This window comes from Streptococcus mitis (assembly GCF_000722765.2).
GTDB lineage: Bacteria > Bacillota > Bacilli > Lactobacillales > Streptococcaceae > Streptococcus > Streptococcus mitis_AQ.
Genome location: NZ_CP028415.1, coordinates 627,329 through 646,895 on the forward strand (window position 1 = coordinate 627,329; position 19,567 = coordinate 646,895).

The 19,567-nt window shown below is 40.8% G+C and carries 16 protein-coding genes and 1 pseudogene; 15 read left to right on the forward strand and 2 right to left on the reverse strand.

Annotated elements, in window-relative coordinates; all coding sequences use genetic code 11:
- The first annotated feature begins 56 nt into the window (after nucleotides 1-56).
- The 3 genes from SK637_RS10285 to alaS all read left to right on the forward strand — a co-directional run bounded on the left by SK637_RS10285 (nucleotide 57) and on the right by alaS (nucleotide 3,706).
- Nucleotides 57-308 (forward strand): hypothetical protein, encoded by a 252-nt coding sequence (locus SK637_RS10285; protein ID WP_033688503.1) that lies wholly within the window; start codon nucleotides 57-59, stop codon nucleotides 306-308.
- Between the two features lie 272 nt (nucleotides 309-580).
- A complete protein-coding gene (locus SK637_RS03470; RefSeq protein ID WP_033688504.1) occupies nucleotides 581-1,066 on the forward strand; it encodes an LURP-one-related/scramblase family protein in 486 nt (161 codons plus the stop codon).
- A gap of 21 nt (nucleotides 1,067-1,087) precedes the next feature.
- Nucleotides 1,088-3,706 carry an alanine--tRNA ligase gene (gene alaS, locus SK637_RS03475; protein WP_033688506.1) on the forward strand — a complete coding sequence of 873 codons (2,619 nt, stop codon included), beginning with the start codon at nucleotides 1,088-1,090 and terminating at the stop codon, nucleotides 3,704-3,706.
- A 195-nt stretch (nucleotides 3,707-3,901) separates the two neighbouring features.
- Here alaS and SK637_RS03480 read toward each other — a convergent pair whose 3' ends face one another.
- On the reverse strand, nucleotides 3,902-5,356 hold the full coding sequence (locus SK637_RS03480; protein ID WP_033688510.1) for an alpha-amylase: 1,455 nt from the start codon (nucleotides 5,354-5,356) through the stop codon (nucleotides 3,902-3,904).
- A gap of 177 nt (nucleotides 5,357-5,533) precedes the next feature.
- On the opposite strand from SK637_RS03480, the gene SK637_RS03485 reads away from it, so the two are divergent.
- The 3 genes and pseudogenes from SK637_RS03485 to SK637_RS10085 all read left to right on the forward strand — a co-directional run.
- Nucleotides 5,534-6,283, forward strand: coding sequence for an ABC transporter ATP-binding protein (locus SK637_RS03485; RefSeq protein ID WP_033688512.1), 750 nt, complete (start codon nucleotides 5,534-5,536; stop codon nucleotides 6,281-6,283).
- The gene (locus SK637_RS03490; RefSeq protein WP_033688515.1) at nucleotides 6,264-7,898 is read left to right on the forward strand and encodes a hypothetical protein; all 1,635 of its coding nucleotides are present in this window, start codon (nucleotides 6,264-6,266) and stop codon (nucleotides 7,896-7,898) included. The genes SK637_RS03485 and SK637_RS03490 overlap by 20 nt, the downstream gene beginning before the upstream one ends.
- 220 nt (nucleotides 7,899-8,118) lie before the next feature.
- Nucleotides 8,119-8,231, forward strand: a pseudogene (locus SK637_RS10085) (transposase); the annotation flags it as partial.
- A gap of 477 nt (nucleotides 8,232-8,708) precedes the next feature.
- On the opposite strand, the gene SK637_RS03505 reads toward SK637_RS10085, so the two are convergent.
- Nucleotides 8,709-10,859 carry an LTA synthase family protein gene (locus SK637_RS03505; protein ID WP_080710472.1) on the reverse strand — a complete coding sequence of 717 codons (2,151 nt, stop codon included), beginning with the start codon at nucleotides 10,857-10,859 and terminating at the stop codon, nucleotides 8,709-8,711.
- Nucleotides 10,860-10,975: 116 nt separating this feature from the next.
- Between SK637_RS03505 and SK637_RS03510 the strand changes: the two genes are divergently transcribed.
- The 9 genes from SK637_RS03510 to SK637_RS03550 all read left to right on the forward strand — a co-directional run bounded on the left by SK637_RS03510 (nucleotide 10,976) and on the right by SK637_RS03550 (nucleotide 19,451).
- Nucleotides 10,976-12,139 (forward strand): class I SAM-dependent rRNA methyltransferase, encoded by a 1,164-nt coding sequence (locus tag SK637_RS03510; RefSeq protein WP_033688521.1) that lies wholly within the window; start codon nucleotides 10,976-10,978, stop codon nucleotides 12,137-12,139.
- On the forward strand, nucleotides 12,136-12,813 hold the full coding sequence (gene aroD, locus SK637_RS03515; protein ID WP_033688524.1) for a type I 3-dehydroquinate dehydratase: 678 nt from the start codon (nucleotides 12,136-12,138) through the stop codon (nucleotides 12,811-12,813). The genes SK637_RS03510 and aroD overlap by 4 nt, the downstream gene beginning before the upstream one ends.
- On the forward strand, nucleotides 12,803-13,657 hold the full coding sequence (locus SK637_RS03520; RefSeq protein WP_033688526.1) for a shikimate dehydrogenase: 855 nt from the start codon (nucleotides 12,803-12,805) through the stop codon (nucleotides 13,655-13,657). Before aroD ends, SK637_RS03520 begins: the two co-directional genes overlap by 11 nt.
- Nucleotides 13,658-13,675: 18 nt before the next feature.
- Nucleotides 13,676-14,743: a 3-dehydroquinate synthase gene (aroB, locus tag SK637_RS03525; protein ID WP_033688528.1), complete on the forward strand. Its 1,068-nt coding sequence runs from the start codon at nucleotides 13,676-13,678 to the stop codon at nucleotides 14,741-14,743.
- A 9-nt stretch (nucleotides 14,744-14,752) separates the two neighbouring features.
- On the forward strand, nucleotides 14,753-15,919 hold the full coding sequence (gene aroC / locus SK637_RS03530) for a chorismate synthase (RefSeq protein WP_033688530.1): 1,167 nt from the start codon (nucleotides 14,753-14,755) through the stop codon (nucleotides 15,917-15,919).
- Between the two features lie 9 nt (nucleotides 15,920-15,928).
- Nucleotides 15,929-17,032, forward strand: coding sequence for a prephenate dehydrogenase (locus SK637_RS03535; protein ID WP_033688533.1), 1,104 nt, complete (start codon nucleotides 15,929-15,931; stop codon nucleotides 17,030-17,032).
- Between the two features lie 10 nt (nucleotides 17,033-17,042).
- On the forward strand, nucleotides 17,043-17,381 hold the full coding sequence (locus tag SK637_RS03540) for a YlbF/YmcA family competence regulator (RefSeq protein ID WP_033688535.1): 339 nt from the start codon (nucleotides 17,043-17,045) through the stop codon (nucleotides 17,379-17,381).
- Between the two features lie 339 nt (nucleotides 17,382-17,720).
- A complete protein-coding gene (locus SK637_RS03545) occupies nucleotides 17,721-18,290 on the forward strand; it encodes a LemA family protein (RefSeq protein WP_033688538.1) in 570 nt (189 codons plus the stop codon).
- 18 nt (nucleotides 18,291-18,308) lie between these two features.
- Nucleotides 18,309-19,451, forward strand: a complete 1,143-nt coding sequence (locus SK637_RS03550) for a TPM domain-containing protein (RefSeq protein WP_033688540.1) — start codon at nucleotides 18,309-18,311, stop codon at nucleotides 19,449-19,451.
- Nucleotides 19,452-19,567: the final 116 nt, after the last annotated feature.

A 19,567-nucleotide genomic window follows, 5' to 3' on the forward strand; every position in this document is an offset into this window, starting at 1 on the left:
TATTTTCTTTCTCAGTAGTATACTAAGTTTAACCTTACAGAAAGCGGTAATAAATAATGAAAATATCTACTTTTTTCAAAAAATTTTATTGGCCAGCCTTTTTGACTGTTCAGCAAACTGTTATACTATTCTCTCTAAAGGATGGTTTGGATCGACAATACCTAACAACTGATTCCATACATTTGGTGATAGGGTTCTTTATATTTGTAAATATTTTCGAAGCTATCTTTAACAATTCAAAACTTTGGAATAAAAGTTGGGATAAAAAGAGTGATAGTAGTAAGAAAAAATATGTTCTGAAAAAGTAATCTGAGATGTAGGAAATGGGTTATTAAATGGGTATCATTTCCAGTTGACGCAGACTTAAAAAAACGTTATAATAAGAAAGTTGAGAATTGATTTTCACTTGTCTTAGTCCAGAGAAGTGGCGGTGCTGCGAGCCATCTAAGCTAGGAAATCATGCTACTCAATCATACAATTGCATAAGAATAAGAGAATGACAAGTTCATTGAATGAAGGTGGTACCGCGGTTTTTCGCCCTTCGTGATATGAGCTTGTCTTTTGATTTTTGGAGGTGTTGATGAAAACATTTCTTGTCAAACAAAAGTTTCGTCTTGGAGGCGAACGTTTCGCTATCAAGGATGACAGGGGAGAAATCGCCTATCAGGTAGAGGGATCATTTTTTAAGATTCCCAAAACTTTTACCATTTATGATGCTAATGGTGAACAGGTCAGTCAGATCAGTAAAGAAATCTTGACCTTGCTTCCTCGTTTTGAGATTCAGCTTCGGGATGGATCAAGTTTTGTCATTCGTAAGAAGTTGACCTTCTGGCGAGATAAGTATGAGTTTGATAATCTAGGTCTTCGTATCGAGGGCAATATCTGGGATTTGAATTTCAAATTGCTGGATGATCGCGATCAGCTGATTGCGGAAATTAAGAAGGAACTCTTCCATCTGACCTCTACCTATAATGTAACGGTTCTGGAGGACGCTTATGCAGATCTAGTCATTTCCCTCTGTGTCGCGATTGACTATGTGGAAATGCTGGAAAGCCAATCACATTAAACAAGTAAATAAGGAGACAATATGAAACAACTATCTAGTGCACAAGTACGCCAAATGTGGCTTGATTTCTGGGCGACCAAAGGTCACTCTGTAGAACCATCAGTGAGCCTGGTTCCTGTAAATGACCCAACTCTTTTGTGGATCAACTCTGGGGTAGCAACCCTTAAGAAATACTTTGATGGGACCATCATTCCTGAAAATCCACGTATTACCAATGCCCAAAAGGCTATCCGTACCAACGACATCGAAAACGTAGGGAAGACTGCACGTCACCATACTATGTTTGAAATGTTGGGGAACTTCTCTATCGGAGATTACTTCCGTGATGAAGCTATCACTTGGGCTTATGAGCTTTTGACAAGCCCTGAGTGGTTTGACTTCCCAGCTGAAAAACTTTACATGACCTACTATCCAGATGATAAAGATTCTTACAACCGCTGGATTGAAGTGGGAGTGGATCCAAGTCACTTGATTCCAATTGAGGACAACTTCTGGGAAATTGGTGCTGGGCCTTCTGGACCAGATACTGAGATTTTCTTTGACCGTGGAGAAGCTTTTGACCCAGAAAATATCGGCATTCGCCTGCTTGCAGAAGATATCGAAAACGACCGTTATATCGAAATCTGGAACATCGTTTTGTCACAATTTAACGCAGACCCTGCTGTTCCTCGTAGCGAATACAAGGAATTGCCACACAAGAACATTGATACGGGCGCTGGTTTGGAGCGTTTGGTGGCCGTTATCCAAGGGGCTAAGACCAACTTTGAAACAGACCTCTTCATGCCAATCATTCGTGAAGTGGAGAAATTGTCTGGTAAGGTCTATGACCAAGATGGCGACAACATGAGCTTTAAGGTTATCGCTGACCACATTCGTTCTTTGTCATTTGCCATCGGTGATGGTGCCCTTCCTGGAAATGAAGGTCGTGGTTACGTCCTTCGTCGTCTTCTCCGTCGTGCTTCTATGCATGGTCAAAAATTGGGAATCAACGAGCCTTTCCTTTACAAATTGGTTCCAACTGTTGGAAAAATCATGGAAAGCTACTACCCAGAAGTGCTTGAAAAACGTGACTTTATCGAAAAAATCGTTAAGAGCGAAGAAGAATCATTTGCTCGTACCCTTCACTCAGGTCAACACTTTGCCCAAGGCATTGTAGCTGACTTGAAAGAAAAAGGTCAATCTGTCATTGCTGGTTCAGATGTATTTAAACTTTATGACACTTATGGATTCCCAGTTGAATTGACAGAAGAAATCGCTGAAGAAGCTGGCATGACTGTAGACCGTGAAGGTTTTGAAGCAGCCATGAAAGAACAGCAAGAACGTGCGCGTGCGTCAGCTGTCAAGGGTGGTTCAATGGGTATGCAAAATGAAACCCTTCAAAACATCACTGTAGAAAGTGTCTTCAACTACAATGCTAGCCAATTGTCTTCTAAATTGGTGGCTATCGTGGCTGACAATGCAGAAGTAGAAGCTGTTTCAGAAGGAACTGCCTCTCTGATCTTTGCAGAGACTCCATTCTACGCTGAAATGGGTGGACAAGTAGCTGACCACGGTCAAATCTTGGATGCTGCAGGAAACCTTGTGGCTACTGTGACAAATGTTCAAAAAGCTCCGAATGGACAAGCCCTTCATACAGTTGAAGTTCTTGCACCGCTTGTTTTGAACCAAGAATATACCTTGGCAATTGATACAAATCGTCGTCACCGTGTTATGAAAAACCACACTGCGACTCACTTGCTTCACGCTGCACTTCATAATATCCTTGGAAACCATGCAACACAAGCAGGATCTCTTAACGAAGTTGAATTCCTTCGATTTGACTTTACCCATTTCCAAGCTGTGACTGCTGAAGAATTGCGTGCCATTGAACAGCAAGTCAACGAGAAAATCTGGGAAGCTCTTGAAGTGAAGACAGTTGAAACGGATATTGACACTGCTAAAGAAATGGGAGCTATGGCCCTCTTTGGTGAGAAATACGGCAAAGAAGTCCGTGTTGTTACTATCGGTGACTACTCTATCGAACTTTGTGGTGGTACCCACGTTGGCAACACTTCTGAAATTGGTCTTTTCAAGATTGTCAAAGAAGAAGGGATCGGATCAGGAACTCGCCGTATCTTGGCAGTGACTGGTAAGGAAGCCTTTGAAGCCTACCGTGAACAAGAAGATGCTCTTAAAGCAGTCGCAGCAACATTGAAAGCACCTCAAGTCAAGGAAGTACCTCACAAGGTAGAAGGACTTCAAGAACAACTTCGTCAACTTCAAAAAGAAAATGCTGAATTGAAAGAAAAAGCCGCAGCTGCAGCCGCAGGCGATATCTTCAAGGATGTGAAGGAAGTCAATGGTCACCGTTACATTGCTAGTCAAGTGTCTGTATCTGATGCTGGTGCCCTTCGTACTTTTGCGGATAACTGGAAACAAAAAGACTACTCTGATCTTCTTGTCCTAGTTGCCGCTATCGGTGACAAAGTCAATGTTCTTGTAGCAAGCAAGACAAAAGACCTTCATGCAGGAAACCTTGTCAAAGAATTGGCACCAATCGTCGATGGACGTGGTGGTGGTAAACCAGACATGGCCATGGCAGGAGGAAGCAACCAAGCTAAGATCCAAGAATTGTTGGATGCAGTAGCAGGTAAATTATAAGACAATAACGATCTATCCATTTGGGTAGGTCTTTTTGTGAATACAAAAAAGCCAAATCCGATTGGATCTGGCTTGGTTATTATTTGCTATTATACTCAATGAAAATCAAAGAGCAAACTAGGAAACTAGCCGCAGGCTGTACTTGAGTACGGCAAGGCGACGTTGACGCGGTTTGAATTTGATTTTCGAAGAGTATTAGATTGTATTGGCTGCCCAGACACTTACCGAAGCAGCTGAGACAGGGAATTGTCCATAACCTTCCTCATCGATTGTAACTTGAGCTTGGTGGTTTTCAAGTAAATCTACAAAGGTTTGGTTAGCCCATTCTTGGCCGACAAACATTGATTTGCTGTTTTCTTGGTCATTTGAAATCAAGACTGCGATTGGGAATTGATCTTCAGCACCTGAACGTACCCAACCGATACAGTTAGCATCATCAAAGTAGTCATTTTGTTCTCCATAGGCCAAATCTTTTCGGATGGCTAGGAGGCGGTCAAGGACTTCTTTGAAATCTTGTTGAGCATACTGCCCTGAAATCCCATAGTAGTCACCGTAAAAGACACATGGAAGGCCATCTTGGCGTAATAGAATGAGGGCATAGGCTGCTGGTTTGAACCATTCTTCAACAGTAGATTCAAGAGCCTGACCACGTTGAGTATCATGGTTGTCGACAAAAGTCACCGCCTTGTCAGGTTTGAGTTCAACCAAGCTATCTGTGAAAATACCACGAAGGTCATAGTTTGCGCCAGCTTGACTGGCTTCAAAGAGATTCTGGTGGAGACGAACATCGACAAGGTCAAAACGTTCTTCCGTTTTTTCAAGATAGTCTAGATTGGCTTCCTTGTCAGGATTCCAGAATTCACCAAAAACATAGAAATCCTCACCGTATTTTTCCTTCATATCACGGATAAAATTGCGCATGAAGAAAGAGTCAATGTGTTTAACGGCATCCAAACGGAAACCAGCTACACCAGTCGTTTCCATGAACCAGTCAGCCCAGTCATAGATATTTTGGATGACTTCAGGATGTTTAAAGTCTAGGTCGGCATACATGAGGTAGTCATAGTTACCGTTTTCATTATCGACCAATTCCTCGTTAGCCCAACCCTTGTTGTCCCCTTGGATGAGATAAATCCCAGACTTGCGGCGTTTGGCATCATAGTCTGTACCGGTGAAGTGGTACCAGTGCCAGTGGAAGTCATTGTAGGTATCTTGGCGACCATCGAAGGTAAAGCTAGTCCAGCCATTGATGGTGAAGGGTTCTCCCAGTTCAACTGTACGGTCAACTGGATCCACTTCGATAACCTGAAAGGCTTCCATGTGATCAGCAGCAGCCTTGTGATTGAGCACCACATCGGCCATGGGTTGAATTCCCTGTGCTTTTAGAGCTTGAATGGCTTGAAGATAGTCTTCTTTAAAACCATACTTGGTGCGGACAGTTCCTTTTTGGTTGAACTCACCAAGGTCAAATAGGTCATAGACCCCATAACCTACGTCTTTTTCATTGGTGGCCTTGAAGGCTGGTGGCATCCAGACATGGCTGATACCGAGATCAGCTAGGTGTTGAGCATCTTCAGCTAGACGCGTCCAGTGCTGGCCGTCGTGGGGCAGATACCATTCAAAGTATTGCATGAGTGTTTGATTTTGCATGATGTTTCCTCTTACTTGTCAATCTTGTTCTTTATTCTATCATAAAGTATCGGTTAGCTCAAACGTTTGCGTAAAACTGAATAATAAGTTTTTGACTATTTTATATAAAATGTTGATTTTTAAAATGAAAGCGCTATAATTATAGTAAATTACATAGATAAAGAGAGGAGATTTCTCATGATTGAATTTCAAAATGTTAGTAAGTTGTATGGTGATAAAGAGGCCTTGAGCAATCTCAATTTGCAGATTGAAAATGGGGAGATTATGGGCTTGATTGGCCATAATGGTGCTGGGAAATCGACCACCATAAAATCCTTAGTCAGTATTATTTCACCTAGCAGTGGTCGTATTTTGGTAGACGGTCAGGAGTTATCGGAAAATCGCTTGGCTATTAAACGAAAGATTGGCTATGTAGCAGACTCGCCTGACTTATTTTTACGCTTAACAGCCAATGAATTTTGGGAATTGATTGCTTCATCCTATGATCTGACTAGCTCTGACTTGGATGCTAGTCTAGCTAGGCTATTGAGTGTTTTTGATTTTGCTGAAAACCGCTATCAGGTTATTGAAACTCTTTCTCACGGAATGCGTCAGAAAGTCTTTGTCATCGGAGCACTCTTGTCTGATCCTGATATTTGGGTCTTGGACGAACCCTTGACTGGTTTGGATCCCCAGGCTGCCTTTGATTTGAAGCAAATGATGAAGGAGCATGCACAAAAAGGCAAGACAGTCTTGTTTTCAACCCATGTTCTAGAGGTGGCCGAGCAAGTCTGTGATCGGATTGCCATTTTGAAAAAGGGGCATTTGATTTATTGTGGTAGTGTAGAGGACTTGAGAAAAGACCACCCAGACCAGTCTTTGGAGAGTATCTACCTAAGTCTTGCTGGTAGAAAAGAGGAGGTTTCAGATGCGTCTCAAAGTCATTAAAAAATTAGTGGATATCAATATCCTCTATTCATCTCAAGAAGCTAATCTGGCTAACCTACGAAAGAAGCAAGCTAAAAATCCTGGAAAAAAAGTAAATGTTTCCGCTAGAGTCCTCAGTTCTTACATTTTTTCCAGTCTTTTATTACTTATCTTTTTTAGTAATATAGCCTTTCGTTTTCCTTTTGAGGAAAGGCCTGTTCATTTTAGTTTCATGGTTGCTATTTTTCTAGTGATTGCCTTTTCAACTTCTTTCACTGCCTTTTACAATGTCTTTTATGAGAGTAAGGACTTGGCATTGTATAGGCCCTATGCCTTTAAAGAATCAGAGATTATAATCGCTAAAGGACTGTCTGTCCTTTTGCCAGCTCTAACTGGAATTGTACCAATCCCAGCTTATTTTCTAGTCCTCTATATTAGGCTAGCTCCTTCTCTTTGGCTGGGTTTGCCTTTGATGCTGCTGTCCTTGGTCTTATTATTTGTCTCTTTGGCTTTAGTAATGGTAGTGGCAGTGCATTTCTTGGCTCAAACTGCGCTTTTTAGAAAGTATCAGTCTATTTTTGCCAATGTGATGATTGGGATAGGAGTTCTCATACCTTTAATATTTGTCTTCTTTCTACAGTCGACTTCTGGAAGTATTGTTGACAAAGTTAGAGACATTCCATTTCTCCTTTATCCTCTTCATATCTTTTACAAAATAGCAGTGGCTCCTTTTTCGACAGAAGCCTTAGTGGGTCTGCTCGCTTGGATAGGACTAACTCTCTTCTTGCTTTATCTGACCAAAAAGAAGGTCCTTCCTCGTTTTTATGACGTGATCCTGCTTAATAGTGAGGAGAAGGTCAAAAAAGAACGTCGCAGTAAGGAGAGGATCTCAACTACTAAAAAGGGCTTTTTCCGGATGGTTTTGCGCTACAACCTCACCCTCTTGGGACAGGGGACTGGCGTGATTACAGTGCTTTTTACAAGTACCTTTCTTCCCTATCTCATGATGTTCGGTGTGATTTCCAAAATCCGAGATTCTCAGTTAGTTCCAGACGTTCATCCTCCATACTGGTTACCCTTGTTTTTTATAGGAATGTTTATAGCAGTTGTCAATAACAATATCACCAGCCTTCCTTCAATTGCCTTATCCTTGGAGAGGGAAAATATTGATTTTCTGAAGAGTTTACCCTTTGACTTTGCTCGTTATGTTAAAGTGAAATTTTGGATTATCTTTGCTGTCCAGTCCTTTTTACCTATCGTGACTTTACTTGGTCTTTCTCTTTATTTAGGATTGCCCATCCTTTCGATGATTTACCTTCTTGTGGCATGGCTCCTTGCCAGTGTCATCCTTTCTTGCCACCATTATTTTAAGGATGTGAAAAATCTGTCAACCAATTGGAGTAGCATTACGGACCTGGTGAATCGTTCAAATGGCATAGTCACAATGGTTCTGATTTTTATTTATAGTGCTATCTTGTTGATTTCAGCTATGGTGAGCATATTCTTGCTTCAGTCTCTTTCTCCTGTCCTTGCCATCAGCTTGGGAGTAGGAGCTCTTATCCTCCTGCTTGGTCTTGCTATATTTAGCTATCATTACTACCTGTCACGCATATTGGCAGAAATAGAAAAAAGATGAGCTAGTTGGTCGCTTACTTGACAAATTTTATAAAAAGAAATGCTCCTCCAAGACGGAAGAGCATCTTTTATTGTGTGACTATTAGTCCAACTCGCTCCGTTAGGTGCGAGACAAATAAACCACTCGCTATACGGGTGCGCGTTGAAGGTTATACCAAAAGAACTCCGAACGAGATACAATAAAGGTGTTCAAGCCAATTGTAAAGCGAAAGGAGAAAAATATGGCACAAAAGGCTCATAGTTTATCGCACACAAAGTGGCACTGTTCTATCACATTGTGTTCACCCCTAAGTATAGACGAAAAGTCATCTATAATCAATACCGAAGTAGTTTATCACATTAGAATCACAAAAAATTTGAAAAAATGACAATATTTGTTAACAAGGATTTCGTAGTTTGTTATAATGTTGTTGTAAATTATTAAGATTGGTAATCAAAAAATAAAGAGGGAATGTTATGAATAAGAAATATAATATAGTTCTATTATTGATGTTTATAGTTTATTTGTTTGGATACTTCTCAATTTCAAAAAATTTAATTCCTATAATGTGTGTGATCCAAGTATTTTTGGTAGAAAATATATTTAGATTTCGAAATAGAATTATTCAAATAGGTGAAATTTTAATTATTGTTGCTTCTATAATATTATTTATTGATAGTATATTTAGTTTGTAATAATAGACTCAGCAAAAGGCTTTAAAATCAGGAAAACGCATAATACCAGGTGTATAAAAACTTGATATTATGCGTTTTATTTATGGGAAGATTGACTCCATTTTCTCTTGAAATTGGGTTATTGCCTAATTCCTTTTTATTGTGATTTTGATTCGGTTTCGGCAGACTCGGGGTGTAGTTCTTGATAACTTGGTGCTTTGAAAAGATCAGTACTGGTTTTACCTTGTCGTTGGCTAAAGAGACTAGTTGATTGACTACCTTTTTCCTGCTCAATCTTTTGCAGAATCGGTAAGGAATTGAGGTAAGAAATAGTTTCAGTATCAACTGTTCCAAGATGATCTGCTTGGTAAAAACGTATTAAATCACCAGTTTGAATTTGGTCGCTGATTTTCAGTTGTTGACTGGCTGCCTGACGAACGCTTTCCAGTTCAGTCTGAGCTTGTTCATCAAGATTGCTGATTTCAAGATCACTTTCAGTGTAGTAGGTTCGTCCGTCATAACTGGTGTATTTAGGTGTGACGAAGGAATTGGCAGTCCGAAAGGCAACGATTTCTTGATGGTCTGGTGATAGGAGGTCTTGTCCTACTTGAAGGAAGGAATTGGAATCAATACCGAGGAGGTGTTCGAGAGTCGGTAAGATATCGATTTGTCCACCATAGGTATTGATGATTTGCCCCTTTTCATATCCAGGCATGAACACCATAAAAGGCACTCGTTGCAACATGGCATTATCGTAATTCGACCAGTTCTCAGAAGTCTTGCCAATCAAGGGTGCCAAGTCAGGATTGCGGGAATTGGAAATTCCATAATGGTCTCCGTAGATGACGATGATAGAATTTTCATAGAGGCCACTTTCTTTGAGATAGTCAAAGAAAGCCTTGATAGCACTGTCCAGATAGTTGGCTGTTTGGAAGTAGCCATTGATTGTTTCATCTTTGGTTTTGGCCAAGGGGAAACCAAGCTCATCGCCCGTCAGATTGCTGGCATAGGGATAGTGATTGGACACCGTGATATACTTGGCATAAAAAGGCTGTTGCAAGTGCTCCAGATATTGGATAGAATCTTTCATCATGATTTTATCATTTAAACCATATTGGAAAGAATTGCTACTGTCTTGCTTGGTGAAGTAGGAAGCATCAAAGAAGTATTGGTAGCCCCACTGTTTATAGGTTGTATTTCGATTCCAGAAGGTCCCGATATTACCGTGAAAGACTGCACTTGATTGGTAGCCATTTTTCGATAGGATAAAAGGAGCGGCTTGCTGGGTATTGTTACCTCCATAGTTGACCATGAAAGAGCCTTGGTCAAGTCCAAACAAACCGGTTTCTAGCATGGTTTCTGCATCTGACGTCTTACCAGCCTTAACTTGGTTAAAGATATTCGAAAAGGCTAGGGTTGCTTGCGAATGGTAGAGGGAATTAAGGAAGGGAGTGACTTCATGCTCAGTTCCATCTATGTTGAGTTTATAGTCAAGCAGGAATTGCTGGAAACTCTCCAAGTGAAGATAAATCACATTTTTCCCTTTGGCTAATCCAAAATAGTCTGGATTGGGCTTAGCAGAATGTTCTTGAATATAGTCTGTAATGGGTTGAAGGTCAGTCTCAGAAGCCTTAGCACGTTCTTTGTTGGCGCTGTATGATTGGTTGGCACTATAACCTAAAAAGGCTGGCAAACTGAGGGCACGGACAATATAATAATTGGAAAATCCTCGCGATAGGAGATCGGGACGCTCGATTTCAGCCAAGAAAAGATTAGCTGAAAAGAGCAGGGCTGAGAGAGCAGTGATGGCAACACTCGAGCGGAATTTGAAAGGTCTCCTATCCAAATGGATGAATTTTTTATAGAAAAGGAAAGCTAGCAATGGGAAATCCATAAAATAGACAAAATCCCAAAGACGCAGTAATTCTAGTTCCGCAGTACCAACAGATACCTTGCTGACCACTTTCATGGTATTAGCCGTGATAAAGTCACTAAATTCTCGATAGTAAAAGACATTAGAATAGAGCCAAATGAATAAAAGACTATAAATAGCTATGCTAAGACTGTAAAAGACCTTGGTTGAGCGAGCATAGAGGGCTAGAGCCAGCAGGAGGAGTCCCAAAGGAAGGGGGTTGAAAAAGGCGATAAAGGCAAGGTAATTTCCTTGCAGCTTGCCCAATTGAATATCTAAATTGAAGTCAACGGTATAGGCTAATAAGGTTTTGAGCCAATAGAGGATTAAATGGGTTAGGACAAAACCCAGTCTGGTACCGATGGCTTTTTGGATTTTGTTAAAATTGATTCTCACACAATTACTTCCTAAGTTTTTATTAGTATTAGTATACCATTTTTTAAAACTAGAGTAAAAAAGCAAGGGTAGCTTCTTTTTTGAGAATTGTCACAAAATTTGCTATAATAGTGACTATGAATAGAATAAGAGTCAGCAAAAGGGTTGAAAAGAAGCTCGCTAAAGGACTAGTTTTACTAGAAGCTAGCGACCTTGAGAATGTCAATCTTAAGGATCAGGAAGTAGAAGTCTATCGTCAAGAAGGCGCCTTTCTTGGGACTGCTTACCTTTCTCAGCAAAACAAGGGCTTGGGCTGGTTTGTGAGCACAGACAAGGTGACCTTTAATCAAGCTTTCTTTGAAACGCTGTTTAGACAAGCTAAAGAAAAGAGAGAAGCCTACTATCAAGATGATTTGACAACTGCCTTTCGTCTCTTCAACCAAGAGGGAGATGGTTTTGGCGGTCTGACAGTGGACCTTTATGGCGACTATGCTGTCTTTTCTTGGTATAACTCTTATGTTTATCAGATTCGCAAGGTTATCTCAGAAGCTTTTAGACAGGTTTTTCCTGAGATTTTAGGAGCCTATGAGAAGATCCGTTTTAAGGGTTTGGACTATGAATCTGCCCATGTCTATGGTCAAGAAGCACCTGACTTTTTCACTGTTTTAGAAAATGGTGTCTTGTATCAAGTCTTTATGAACGATGGCTTGATGACAGGGATTTTCCTAGACCAGCACGAGGTTCGTGGTAGTCTAGTTGATGGATTGGCTATGGGCAAATCTTTGCTCAATATGTTTTCCTACACAGCAGCCTTTTCAGTGGTTGCGGCCATGGGAGGAGCAAGTCAGACTACTTCGGTTGACCTAGCTAAACGTTCACGAGAATTGTCTCAAGCGCATTTTCAGGCAAATGGAATCAGCACAGACGACCATCGTTTTATAGTCATGGATGTTTTTGAGTATTTCAAGTATGCTAAGCGAAAAGGCTTGACTTACGATGTGATTGTCCTAGATCCTCCTAGCTTTGCTCGGAATAAAAAACAAACGTTCTCTGTGGCCAAGGATTATCACAAGTTGATTTCCCAGAGTCTTGAGATTTTAAATCCGGAAGGGATTATTATTGCCAGCACCAATGCTGCCAATGTATCCCGCCAGAAATTTACAGAACAAATTGATAAAGGCTTTGCAGGAAGAAGTTACCAGATTTTAAATAAATACGGTCTTCCAGCAGATTTCGCCTATAATAAAAAAGATGAAAGTAGTAATTACCTCAAGGTGATTAGTATGAAGGTTAGTAAATGAAATTAATCGTTTCAGTAATGCCAAGAAGTTTAGAGGAGGCTCAGGCTCTGGACGCCACGAGGTACCTGGATGCCGACATCATTGAATGGCGTGCCGACTATCTGCCTAAAGAAGTGATTTTGCAGGTGGCTCCAGCTATTTTTGAAAAATTCGCAGGTCGTGAGTTGGTTTTCACGCTACGAACTCGCTCTGAGGGGGGAGAAATCGACCTTTCTCCAGAAGAATATATCCATCTAATCAAGGAAGTGGCGCAACTCTATCAACCAGACTATATTGATTTTGAGTACTATAGCTACAAGGATGTTTTTGAAGAAATGCTGGACTTCCCAAATCTCGTTTTGAGTTACCACAATTTCCAAGAAACACCTGAAAATATGATGGAAATCTTGTCAGAGTTGACGAGCTTAAATCCAAAACTTGTCAAGGTTGCGGTGATGGCTCACACGGAGCAGGATGTGCTAGACTTGATGAACTATACACGAGGCTTTAAAACCCTCAATCCTGAACAGGAATATGTGACCATTTCTATGGGTAAGGTGGGCAAGGTCTCTCGTATCACTGCGGATGTGACGGGTTCGAGCTGGTCCTTTGCCAGTCTGGATGAGGCTAGTGCCCCAGGTCAGATTTCCTTAGCTAACATGAAAAAAATTCGGGAGATTTTGGATGAAGCTTGATGGCTATACACGTTTAGCTGCCGTTGTTGCCAATCCTATTAAGCATTCTATTTCCCCCTTTATCCACAATAGGGCCTTTGAGGCGACAGCTACCAATGGTGCTTACGTGGCTTGGGAGATTGAAGCGGGTGACTTGGCAGAAACAGTGGCCAATATTCGTCGCTACCAGATGTTTGGAATTAACCTTTCTATGCCCTATAAGGAGCAGGTGATCCCTTATTTGGATGGACTGAGCGATGAAGCACGCTTGATTGGTGCGGTTAATACGGTTGTCAGTGAGAATGGCAATTTAATTGGATATAATACAGATGGCAAGGGATTTTTTAAGAGCTTGCCTTCTTTTACAATTTCAGGTAAAAAGATGACCCTGCTGGGTGCAGGTGGTGCGGCTAAGTCTATCTTGGCACAGGCTATTTTGGACGGAGTCAGTCAGATTTCGGTCTTTGTTCGTTCCGTTTCTATGGAAAAAACAAGACCTTACCTAGACAAGTTACAGGAGCAGACAGGCTTTAAGGTGGACTTGTATGCTTTAGAAGATGTTTCTGAACTGCAAGCAAGGATTGCCGAGTCGGATTTACTTGTCAATGCGACAAGTGTAGGGATGGATGGTCAATCATCTCCAGTTCCTGAAAACATTGTCCTACCAGAAACTCTTTTAGTAGCAGATATCATTTACCAACCCTTTGAAACACCATTTTTGAAATGGGCTAGGAGGCAGGGCAATCCAGCGGTCAACGGTCTGGGAATGTTGCTCTATCAAGCTGCAGAAGCTTTTCAACTCTGGACAGGCAAGGAAATGCCAACAGAAGAGATTTGGCAGTCCTTAACAGAAAAATACCAATAAAGAAAGGGAGATTCTCCTATGAAAATCAGAATCGATATTCCTCATCATCCTTATGATATTCAGATTGAAAAAGGTTGTCTGGCTCAGGCTGGTCAATGGTTGCGAGAACTCTGGCAACCACAAAAGGTAGTCATTGTGACAGATAACCATGTAGCTTCTCTTTATGCAGAGAAGGTCAAGCTCAGCCTAGAAGATGCTGGTTTTCAGGTAGCAGTTTTTGACTTTTTAGAAGGCGAAGAAAGAAAGAATTTAACTACTGTCCAGAAAGTCTATGAATTTTTAGTCAAGCAAGGTCTGACACGTAGCGATGGAATCGTGGCTCTTGGTGGCGGTGTCGTTGGGGACCTGGCTGGTTTTGTAGCCTCTACCTATATGCGGGGTATTCATTTTGTTCAGATTCCGACTAGTTTGACAGCCCAAGTGGATTCTTCTATCGGTGGAAAGACAGGCGTCAATACTCCATTTGCTAAAAATATGGTGGGTACCTTTGCCCAACCAGATGGGGTTCTGATTGATCCACTTGTCCTTGAAACACTTGGAAAGAGAGAGTTGATTGAAGGAATGGGTGAGGTCATCAAGTATGGCTTGATTGAGGATCCAGAACTGTGGAAAATTTTGACGGAGCTGGATGGTTCTGTAGAGGGCATTCTGGAACATGCAGAGACCTTGATTGAACATTCTTGTCAGGTCAAGCGCAAGATGGTGGTTGAGGATGAATTGGACAATGGTGTCCGCCTTTACCTCAATTTTGGGCACACTATTGGTCATGCTATTGAAGCAACAGCTGGTTATGGGAAAGTCATGCATGGAGAAGCTGTGGCTATGGGTATGGTACAGATTTCCAAAGTTGCTGAGGAAAAAGGTCTCATGCCAGCTGGCATTACTCAATCTATCACAGAGATGTGTCAGAAATTTGGACTACCTGTTGACTATGAAAACTGGGATGTTGATAAGCTTTATCAGGCTTTGACTCATGACAAGAAAGCGCGTGGCAATACCTTGAAATTGGTCTTGGTGCCAGAGCTCGGTTCAGCGACTATTCACTCAGTTTCTCTGGAAGAGATGAAAGACTACTTGGTAAAATAAGGAGAGTGTATGAGATATTTAACTGCAGGAGAATCACACGGCCCCCGTCTGACGGCTATCATTGAGGGAATTCCAGCTGGACTTCCTTTGACAGCAGAGGACATCAATGAGGATTTGAAACGTCGTCAGGGTGGCTACGGCCGCGGTGGTCGTATGAAGATTGAAAGCGACCAAGTTGTCTTTACTTCGGGTGTTCGCCATGGGAAGACGACAGGGGCTCCTATTACTATGGATGTCATCAATAAGGACCACCAAAAATGGCTGGATATCATGTCTGCGGAGGACATTGAAGAGCGCCTTAAAAGCAAACGAAAAATCACCCATCCTCGCCCAGGTCATGCCGATTTGGTTGGGGGTATCAAGTACCGTTTTGATGATTTAAGAAATTCTTTGGAGCGTTCATCTGCCCGTGAAACCACTATGCGGGTGGCAGTTGGGGCAGTAGCCAAACGCCTCTTGGCTGAGCTAGATATGGAGATTGCCAACCATGTCGTAGTCTTTGGTGGCAAGGAAATCGATGTTCCTGAGAATCTCACAGTTGCTGAGATTAAGGAAAGAGCTGCCCAGTCTGAAGTTTCTATTGTCAACCAAGAAAGAGAACAAGAAATCAAGGACTATATTGACCAAATCAAGCGTGACGGTGATACCATCGGTGGGGTTGTGGAAACAGTCGTTGGAGGTGTTCCAGTTGGTCTTGGTTCCTATGTCCAATGGGATAGAAAATTGGATGCGAGATTGGCCCAAGCAGTTGTCTCTATCAATGCCTTTAAAGGGGTGGAATTTGGTCTTGGCTTTGAAGCTGGTTATCGTAAAGGCAGCCAAGTCATGGATGAAATTCTCTGGTCTGAAGAAGACGGTTATACCCGCCGTACCAACAATCTGGGCGGCTTTGAAGGTGGTATGACTAATGGGCAACCTATTGTTGTTCGTGGCGTCATGAAACCTATTCCTACTCTTTATAAACCTCTTATGAGTGTGGATATCGAAACCCATGAACCCTACAAGGCAACAGTTGAAAGAAGTGATCCGACTGCTCTTCCAGCTGCAGGTGTAGTTATGGAAGCTGTTGTGGCAACGGTTCTGGCACAAGAAATCCTCGAAAAATTCTCATCAGACAATCTAGAGGAATTAAAAGAAGCGGTAGCCAAACATCGAGAATATACAAAGAACTATTAAGGAGTTCCTATGGCAAAAACAGTCTATATCGCGGGCCTTGGATTGATTGGTGCCTCTATGGCCCTTGGTATCAAACGCGATCATCCAGATTATGAAATTTTAGGTTATAATCGCAGTCAAGCTTCGAGAGATATCGCCTTGAAAGAAGGCATGATTGACCGTGCAACAGATGATTTTGCCAGTTTTGCTCCTTTGGCAGATATCATCGTCCTCAGCTTGCCAATCAAGCAAACCATTGATTTCATTAAGGAGTTGGCTAACTTGGACTTGAAAGAAGGCGTGATTATTTCAGATGCTGGTTCGACCAAGTCAGCTATTGTGGATGCGGCGGAGCAATATTTGGCTGGCAAACCTGTTCGCTTCGTCGGAGCCCATCCTATGGCTGGTAGTCACAAGACAGGGGCTGCTTCTGCGGATGTCAATCTTTTTGAAAATGCCTATTATATCTTTACACCTTCGAGCCTGACAAGTCCTGACACGCTTGAGGAAATGAAGGATTTGCTTTCAGGTCTTCACGCTCGTTTTATCGAGATTGATGCCAAGGAGCATGATCGTGTCACTTCTCAGATTAGCCATTTTCCTCATATTCTGGCTTCTAGTCTCATGGAACAGACCGCGGTCTATGCTCAAGAACATGAGATGGCAAGGCGCTTTGCGGCAGGTGGTTTTCGAGATATGACTCGGATTGCGGAAAGCGAGCCAGGTATGTGGACGTCCATTCTCTTGTCCAATCGTGAGACTATTCTAGACCGCATTGAGGATTTCAAGGAACGTTTAGATGAGGTTGGACAAGCCATCAGCAAGGGAGATGAAGAGCAAATCTGGAACTTTTTCAACCAAGCGCGTGAGCAACGTCAGGCCATGGAAATCCATAAGCGTGGTGGTGTGGATAGCTCTTATGATCTCTATGTTGACGTTCCCGATGAAGAAGATGTTATTTTACGAATCTTGGAATTGCTACGTGGAACTTCCTTGGTTAATATTCATATCAATGAGGAAAACCGTGAAGATATTCACGGGATTCTACAAATTTCATTTAAAAATGCTCAAGACTTGGAACGAGCCGAGCAGCTAATAACAGAAAATACCGACTACACAGTCGTTATCAAATAAGGAGAAAATCATGTCAAATATTTACGATAGTGCAAACGAACTTAGTCGCGGTCTACGCGAATTACCAGAATACAAGGCTGTTAAAGCAGCTAAAGATGCTATTTCAGCAGATGCTGAGGCAAGCAAAATTTTTACAGAATATGTTGCCTTCCAAGAGGAAATTCAAAGACTAGCACATACAGGTCAAATGCCAGACGCATCCTTTCAAGCGAAAATGGAAGGCTTTGGTAAACAGATTCAAGGAAATATCCTCTTGTCAGAATTCTTTACCAAGCAACAACAATTGGCAATTTACCTTTCTGACATTGAAAAAATTGTTTTTGAACCAGTTTCAGAATTGCTAAAATAAGAACATTATTTTGTTCATTTTTTATAGGTATTTTTTATATGTATGTTTATCATTGGTAACTACTGTATAAGCTAGAGCTATTAGAATGGCCTGTTTAATAATTGTGGGAATGAATGTCTTTACTAATAAACAAAATACAAAACAAATTAAATAGGCTATTGAAAATCATAACTATAATACAAAACGAATTTGAAAGCTTATAACTGTTATTTTCAACTTCAATTGGTAAGTTAGAAATTGTTGATGAGATAATAAATACAAAAAATTATGAGAGAGAATGAAATTTTTATTATCGATAAATAGTAGATAAATGATGAACAATAGAAAATAGGAAAAAATATGTCAAAAAAATTAATTGCTCTAATAGGAGTTCCTGTAGGAATTATCTTCATCAGTATTATAGTGTTGGCAGGTTCGTACAATAGTCTTGTGAGCAAAGATGAATCTGTGAAACAGGCTAACTCGAAGATTGAAGTGGCACTTCAACGTAGGGCTGACTTAATTCCAAATGTTGTAAATTCTGTAAAAGGATATATGAAGCACGAAGAAGACATCTTTACAAAGATTGCGGATGCTCGTTCTAAGATTGGCTCAGGAAATACAGAAACAAAAAATGAAGGGGAGAGCGAATTAACTTCTGCCATTTCTAGATTGCTAGTTGTTCAAGAAAATTATCCTGAGTTAAAAGCTGATACACAAGTGTCTTCTCTAATTTCAGAGCTTGAGGGAACTGAAAATCGTTTGTTTGTCGCTCGTAAAGATTATAACGATACTGCAACAGAATATAATAAGACCATTAGACGTTTTCCTACTAGTGTGATAGCTAGTTTGTTTGGTTTCCAAAGAGCTGAGTTAATTGAAGCAGAGAAAGATGCAAAGGTTGTCCCTAAAGTCAATTTAACTGATTAGTCTTGTGGGGTATCTCCTATGAAAAAGTTACTTTTACTCTTAATTACCCCTTTATTCTTTTTTATGCCTCTTGTTGTGGCTAATATAGCTGTTCCAGATCGTCCTTTAAATGGTATTTACGATCCTAACGGTTATTTAACCACTAGTGTTGCAGAAACGTTAGAGAGTATGAATTCTGGAAGTGAAACCCAAGTAGGTATTTACATTGTAGATACTCTGGACGGTTCCAGTATCGAAGAGGTAGCCAATGAGGTTGCACGCAAATGGAAAGTTGGGAAACAAGATTCCAACAGTGGAATTTTAATTGCTATTGCTATAAAGGATAGAAAGTTTCGTATTGAAACATCCAACGAAGCAGCAATTTGGCTTACTGACTCTATGGCTAATTCCTTATTAAATGATTCTAAGCCATACATGAAAGAAGGGAAATATACTGATGCCCTTAACAAAATTCTAGTAGGTATTTCTAAAGCGGAGTCTAGAAAAGCTGAAATCATAAACAAGAAGGAAAATAATCGACTTCAAAAAAGCTATGAAAAATCATTAAAAAATAATGAAGGCTTTAGTAAGTACTTCGATTACATTCCGTTTCCGATATTGTTCTATCTGTTGTTCTTTCTTTTACTAAGTTTAGCAACGTGGATCAAGTACTTAAAAAGATGCCGCTTTTCTAAGTATGAGTACGAGGGAAAAGGTAAGCTGTATCCAGATTTTCCTGACTTTGTACCTAATGATACGTGGACTGAAGAACGTAAATCTGACTATAAAAAAAATAAGCGTTTAATTAGGTCTCAATATCAGTACGAAGGATATAACAAACTCTATCCAGACTCAAAAGGTTTTCTACCTAATGACACTTGGACTACATTACTTATAGAAGAATACTACGCAGAAGTTGAAAGAAAGCACCTAGATAGGCTTAATCGCTCTCAATACTCTTATAATGGGAAGGGGAAACTCTATCCAAACGATAAAGATTTTGTGAGGAATGCTTCTTGGACTTCCGAGCTCACAAAAAGCTACTATGCTTCACAAAGAGTACAGTCAAGTTCTTATGGTAGATCAGATTTATATGATTCTGGTAGTTCTAGTTCATCTTGGTCTTCAGATGATTGGGGTGGCGGTGGATTTGATGGTGGTGGTTCTTCAGATAGTTGGTAAATTGAAAATGAAAAAGAATTGCTAAAATAAGAAAATAACTATCATAAAGTCAGGAATTTTTAAGGAATTTCTGGCTTTTTATGATAAAATAAGTAAAAGTATTGCAAGTATGAGGT

Excerpts from the sequence above, each read along its gene's own strand:
- SK637_RS03550 (WP_033688540.1), top strand. The coding sequence starts at position 18,309 with ATGAAAAAGTTACTTTTACTCTTAATTACCCCTTTATTCTTTTTTATG.
- SK637_RS03470 (WP_033688504.1), top strand. The coding sequence starts at position 581 with ATGAAAACATTTCTTGTCAAACAAAAGTTTCGTCTTGGAGGCGAACGT.
- SK637_RS03480 (WP_033688510.1), bottom strand. The coding sequence starts at position 5,356 with ATGCAAAATCAAACACTCATGCAATACTTTGAATGGTATCTGCCCCAC.
- aroD (WP_033688524.1), top strand. The coding sequence starts at position 12,136 with ATGAAATTAATCGTTTCAGTAATGCCAAGAAGTTTAGAGGAGGCTCAG.
- SK637_RS03490 (WP_033688515.1), top strand. The coding sequence starts at position 6,264 with ATGCGTCTCAAAGTCATTAAAAAATTAGTGGATATCAATATCCTCTAT.
- SK637_RS03520 (WP_033688526.1), top strand. The coding sequence starts at position 12,803 with ATGAAGCTTGATGGCTATACACGTTTAGCTGCCGTTGTTGCCAATCCT.
- SK637_RS03545 (WP_033688538.1), top strand. The coding sequence starts at position 17,721 with ATGTCAAAAAAATTAATTGCTCTAATAGGAGTTCCTGTAGGAATTATC.
- aroB (WP_033688528.1), top strand. The coding sequence starts at position 13,676 with ATGAAAATCAGAATCGATATTCCTCATCATCCTTATGATATTCAGATT.
- SK637_RS03485 (WP_033688512.1), top strand. The coding sequence starts at position 5,534 with ATGATTGAATTTCAAAATGTTAGTAAGTTGTATGGTGATAAAGAGGCC.
- SK637_RS03540 (WP_033688535.1), top strand. The coding sequence starts at position 17,043 with ATGTCAAATATTTACGATAGTGCAAACGAACTTAGTCGCGGTCTACGC.
- aroC (WP_033688530.1), top strand. The coding sequence starts at position 14,753 with ATGAGATATTTAACTGCAGGAGAATCACACGGCCCCCGTCTGACGGCT.
- alaS (WP_033688506.1), top strand. The coding sequence starts at position 1,088 with ATGAAACAACTATCTAGTGCACAAGTACGCCAAATGTGGCTTGATTTC.
- SK637_RS03510 (WP_033688521.1), top strand. The coding sequence starts at position 10,976 with ATGAATAGAATAAGAGTCAGCAAAAGGGTTGAAAAGAAGCTCGCTAAA.
- SK637_RS10285 (WP_033688503.1), top strand. The coding sequence starts at position 57 with ATGAAAATATCTACTTTTTTCAAAAAATTTTATTGGCCAGCCTTTTTG.
- SK637_RS03535 (WP_033688533.1), top strand. The coding sequence starts at position 15,929 with ATGGCAAAAACAGTCTATATCGCGGGCCTTGGATTGATTGGTGCCTCT.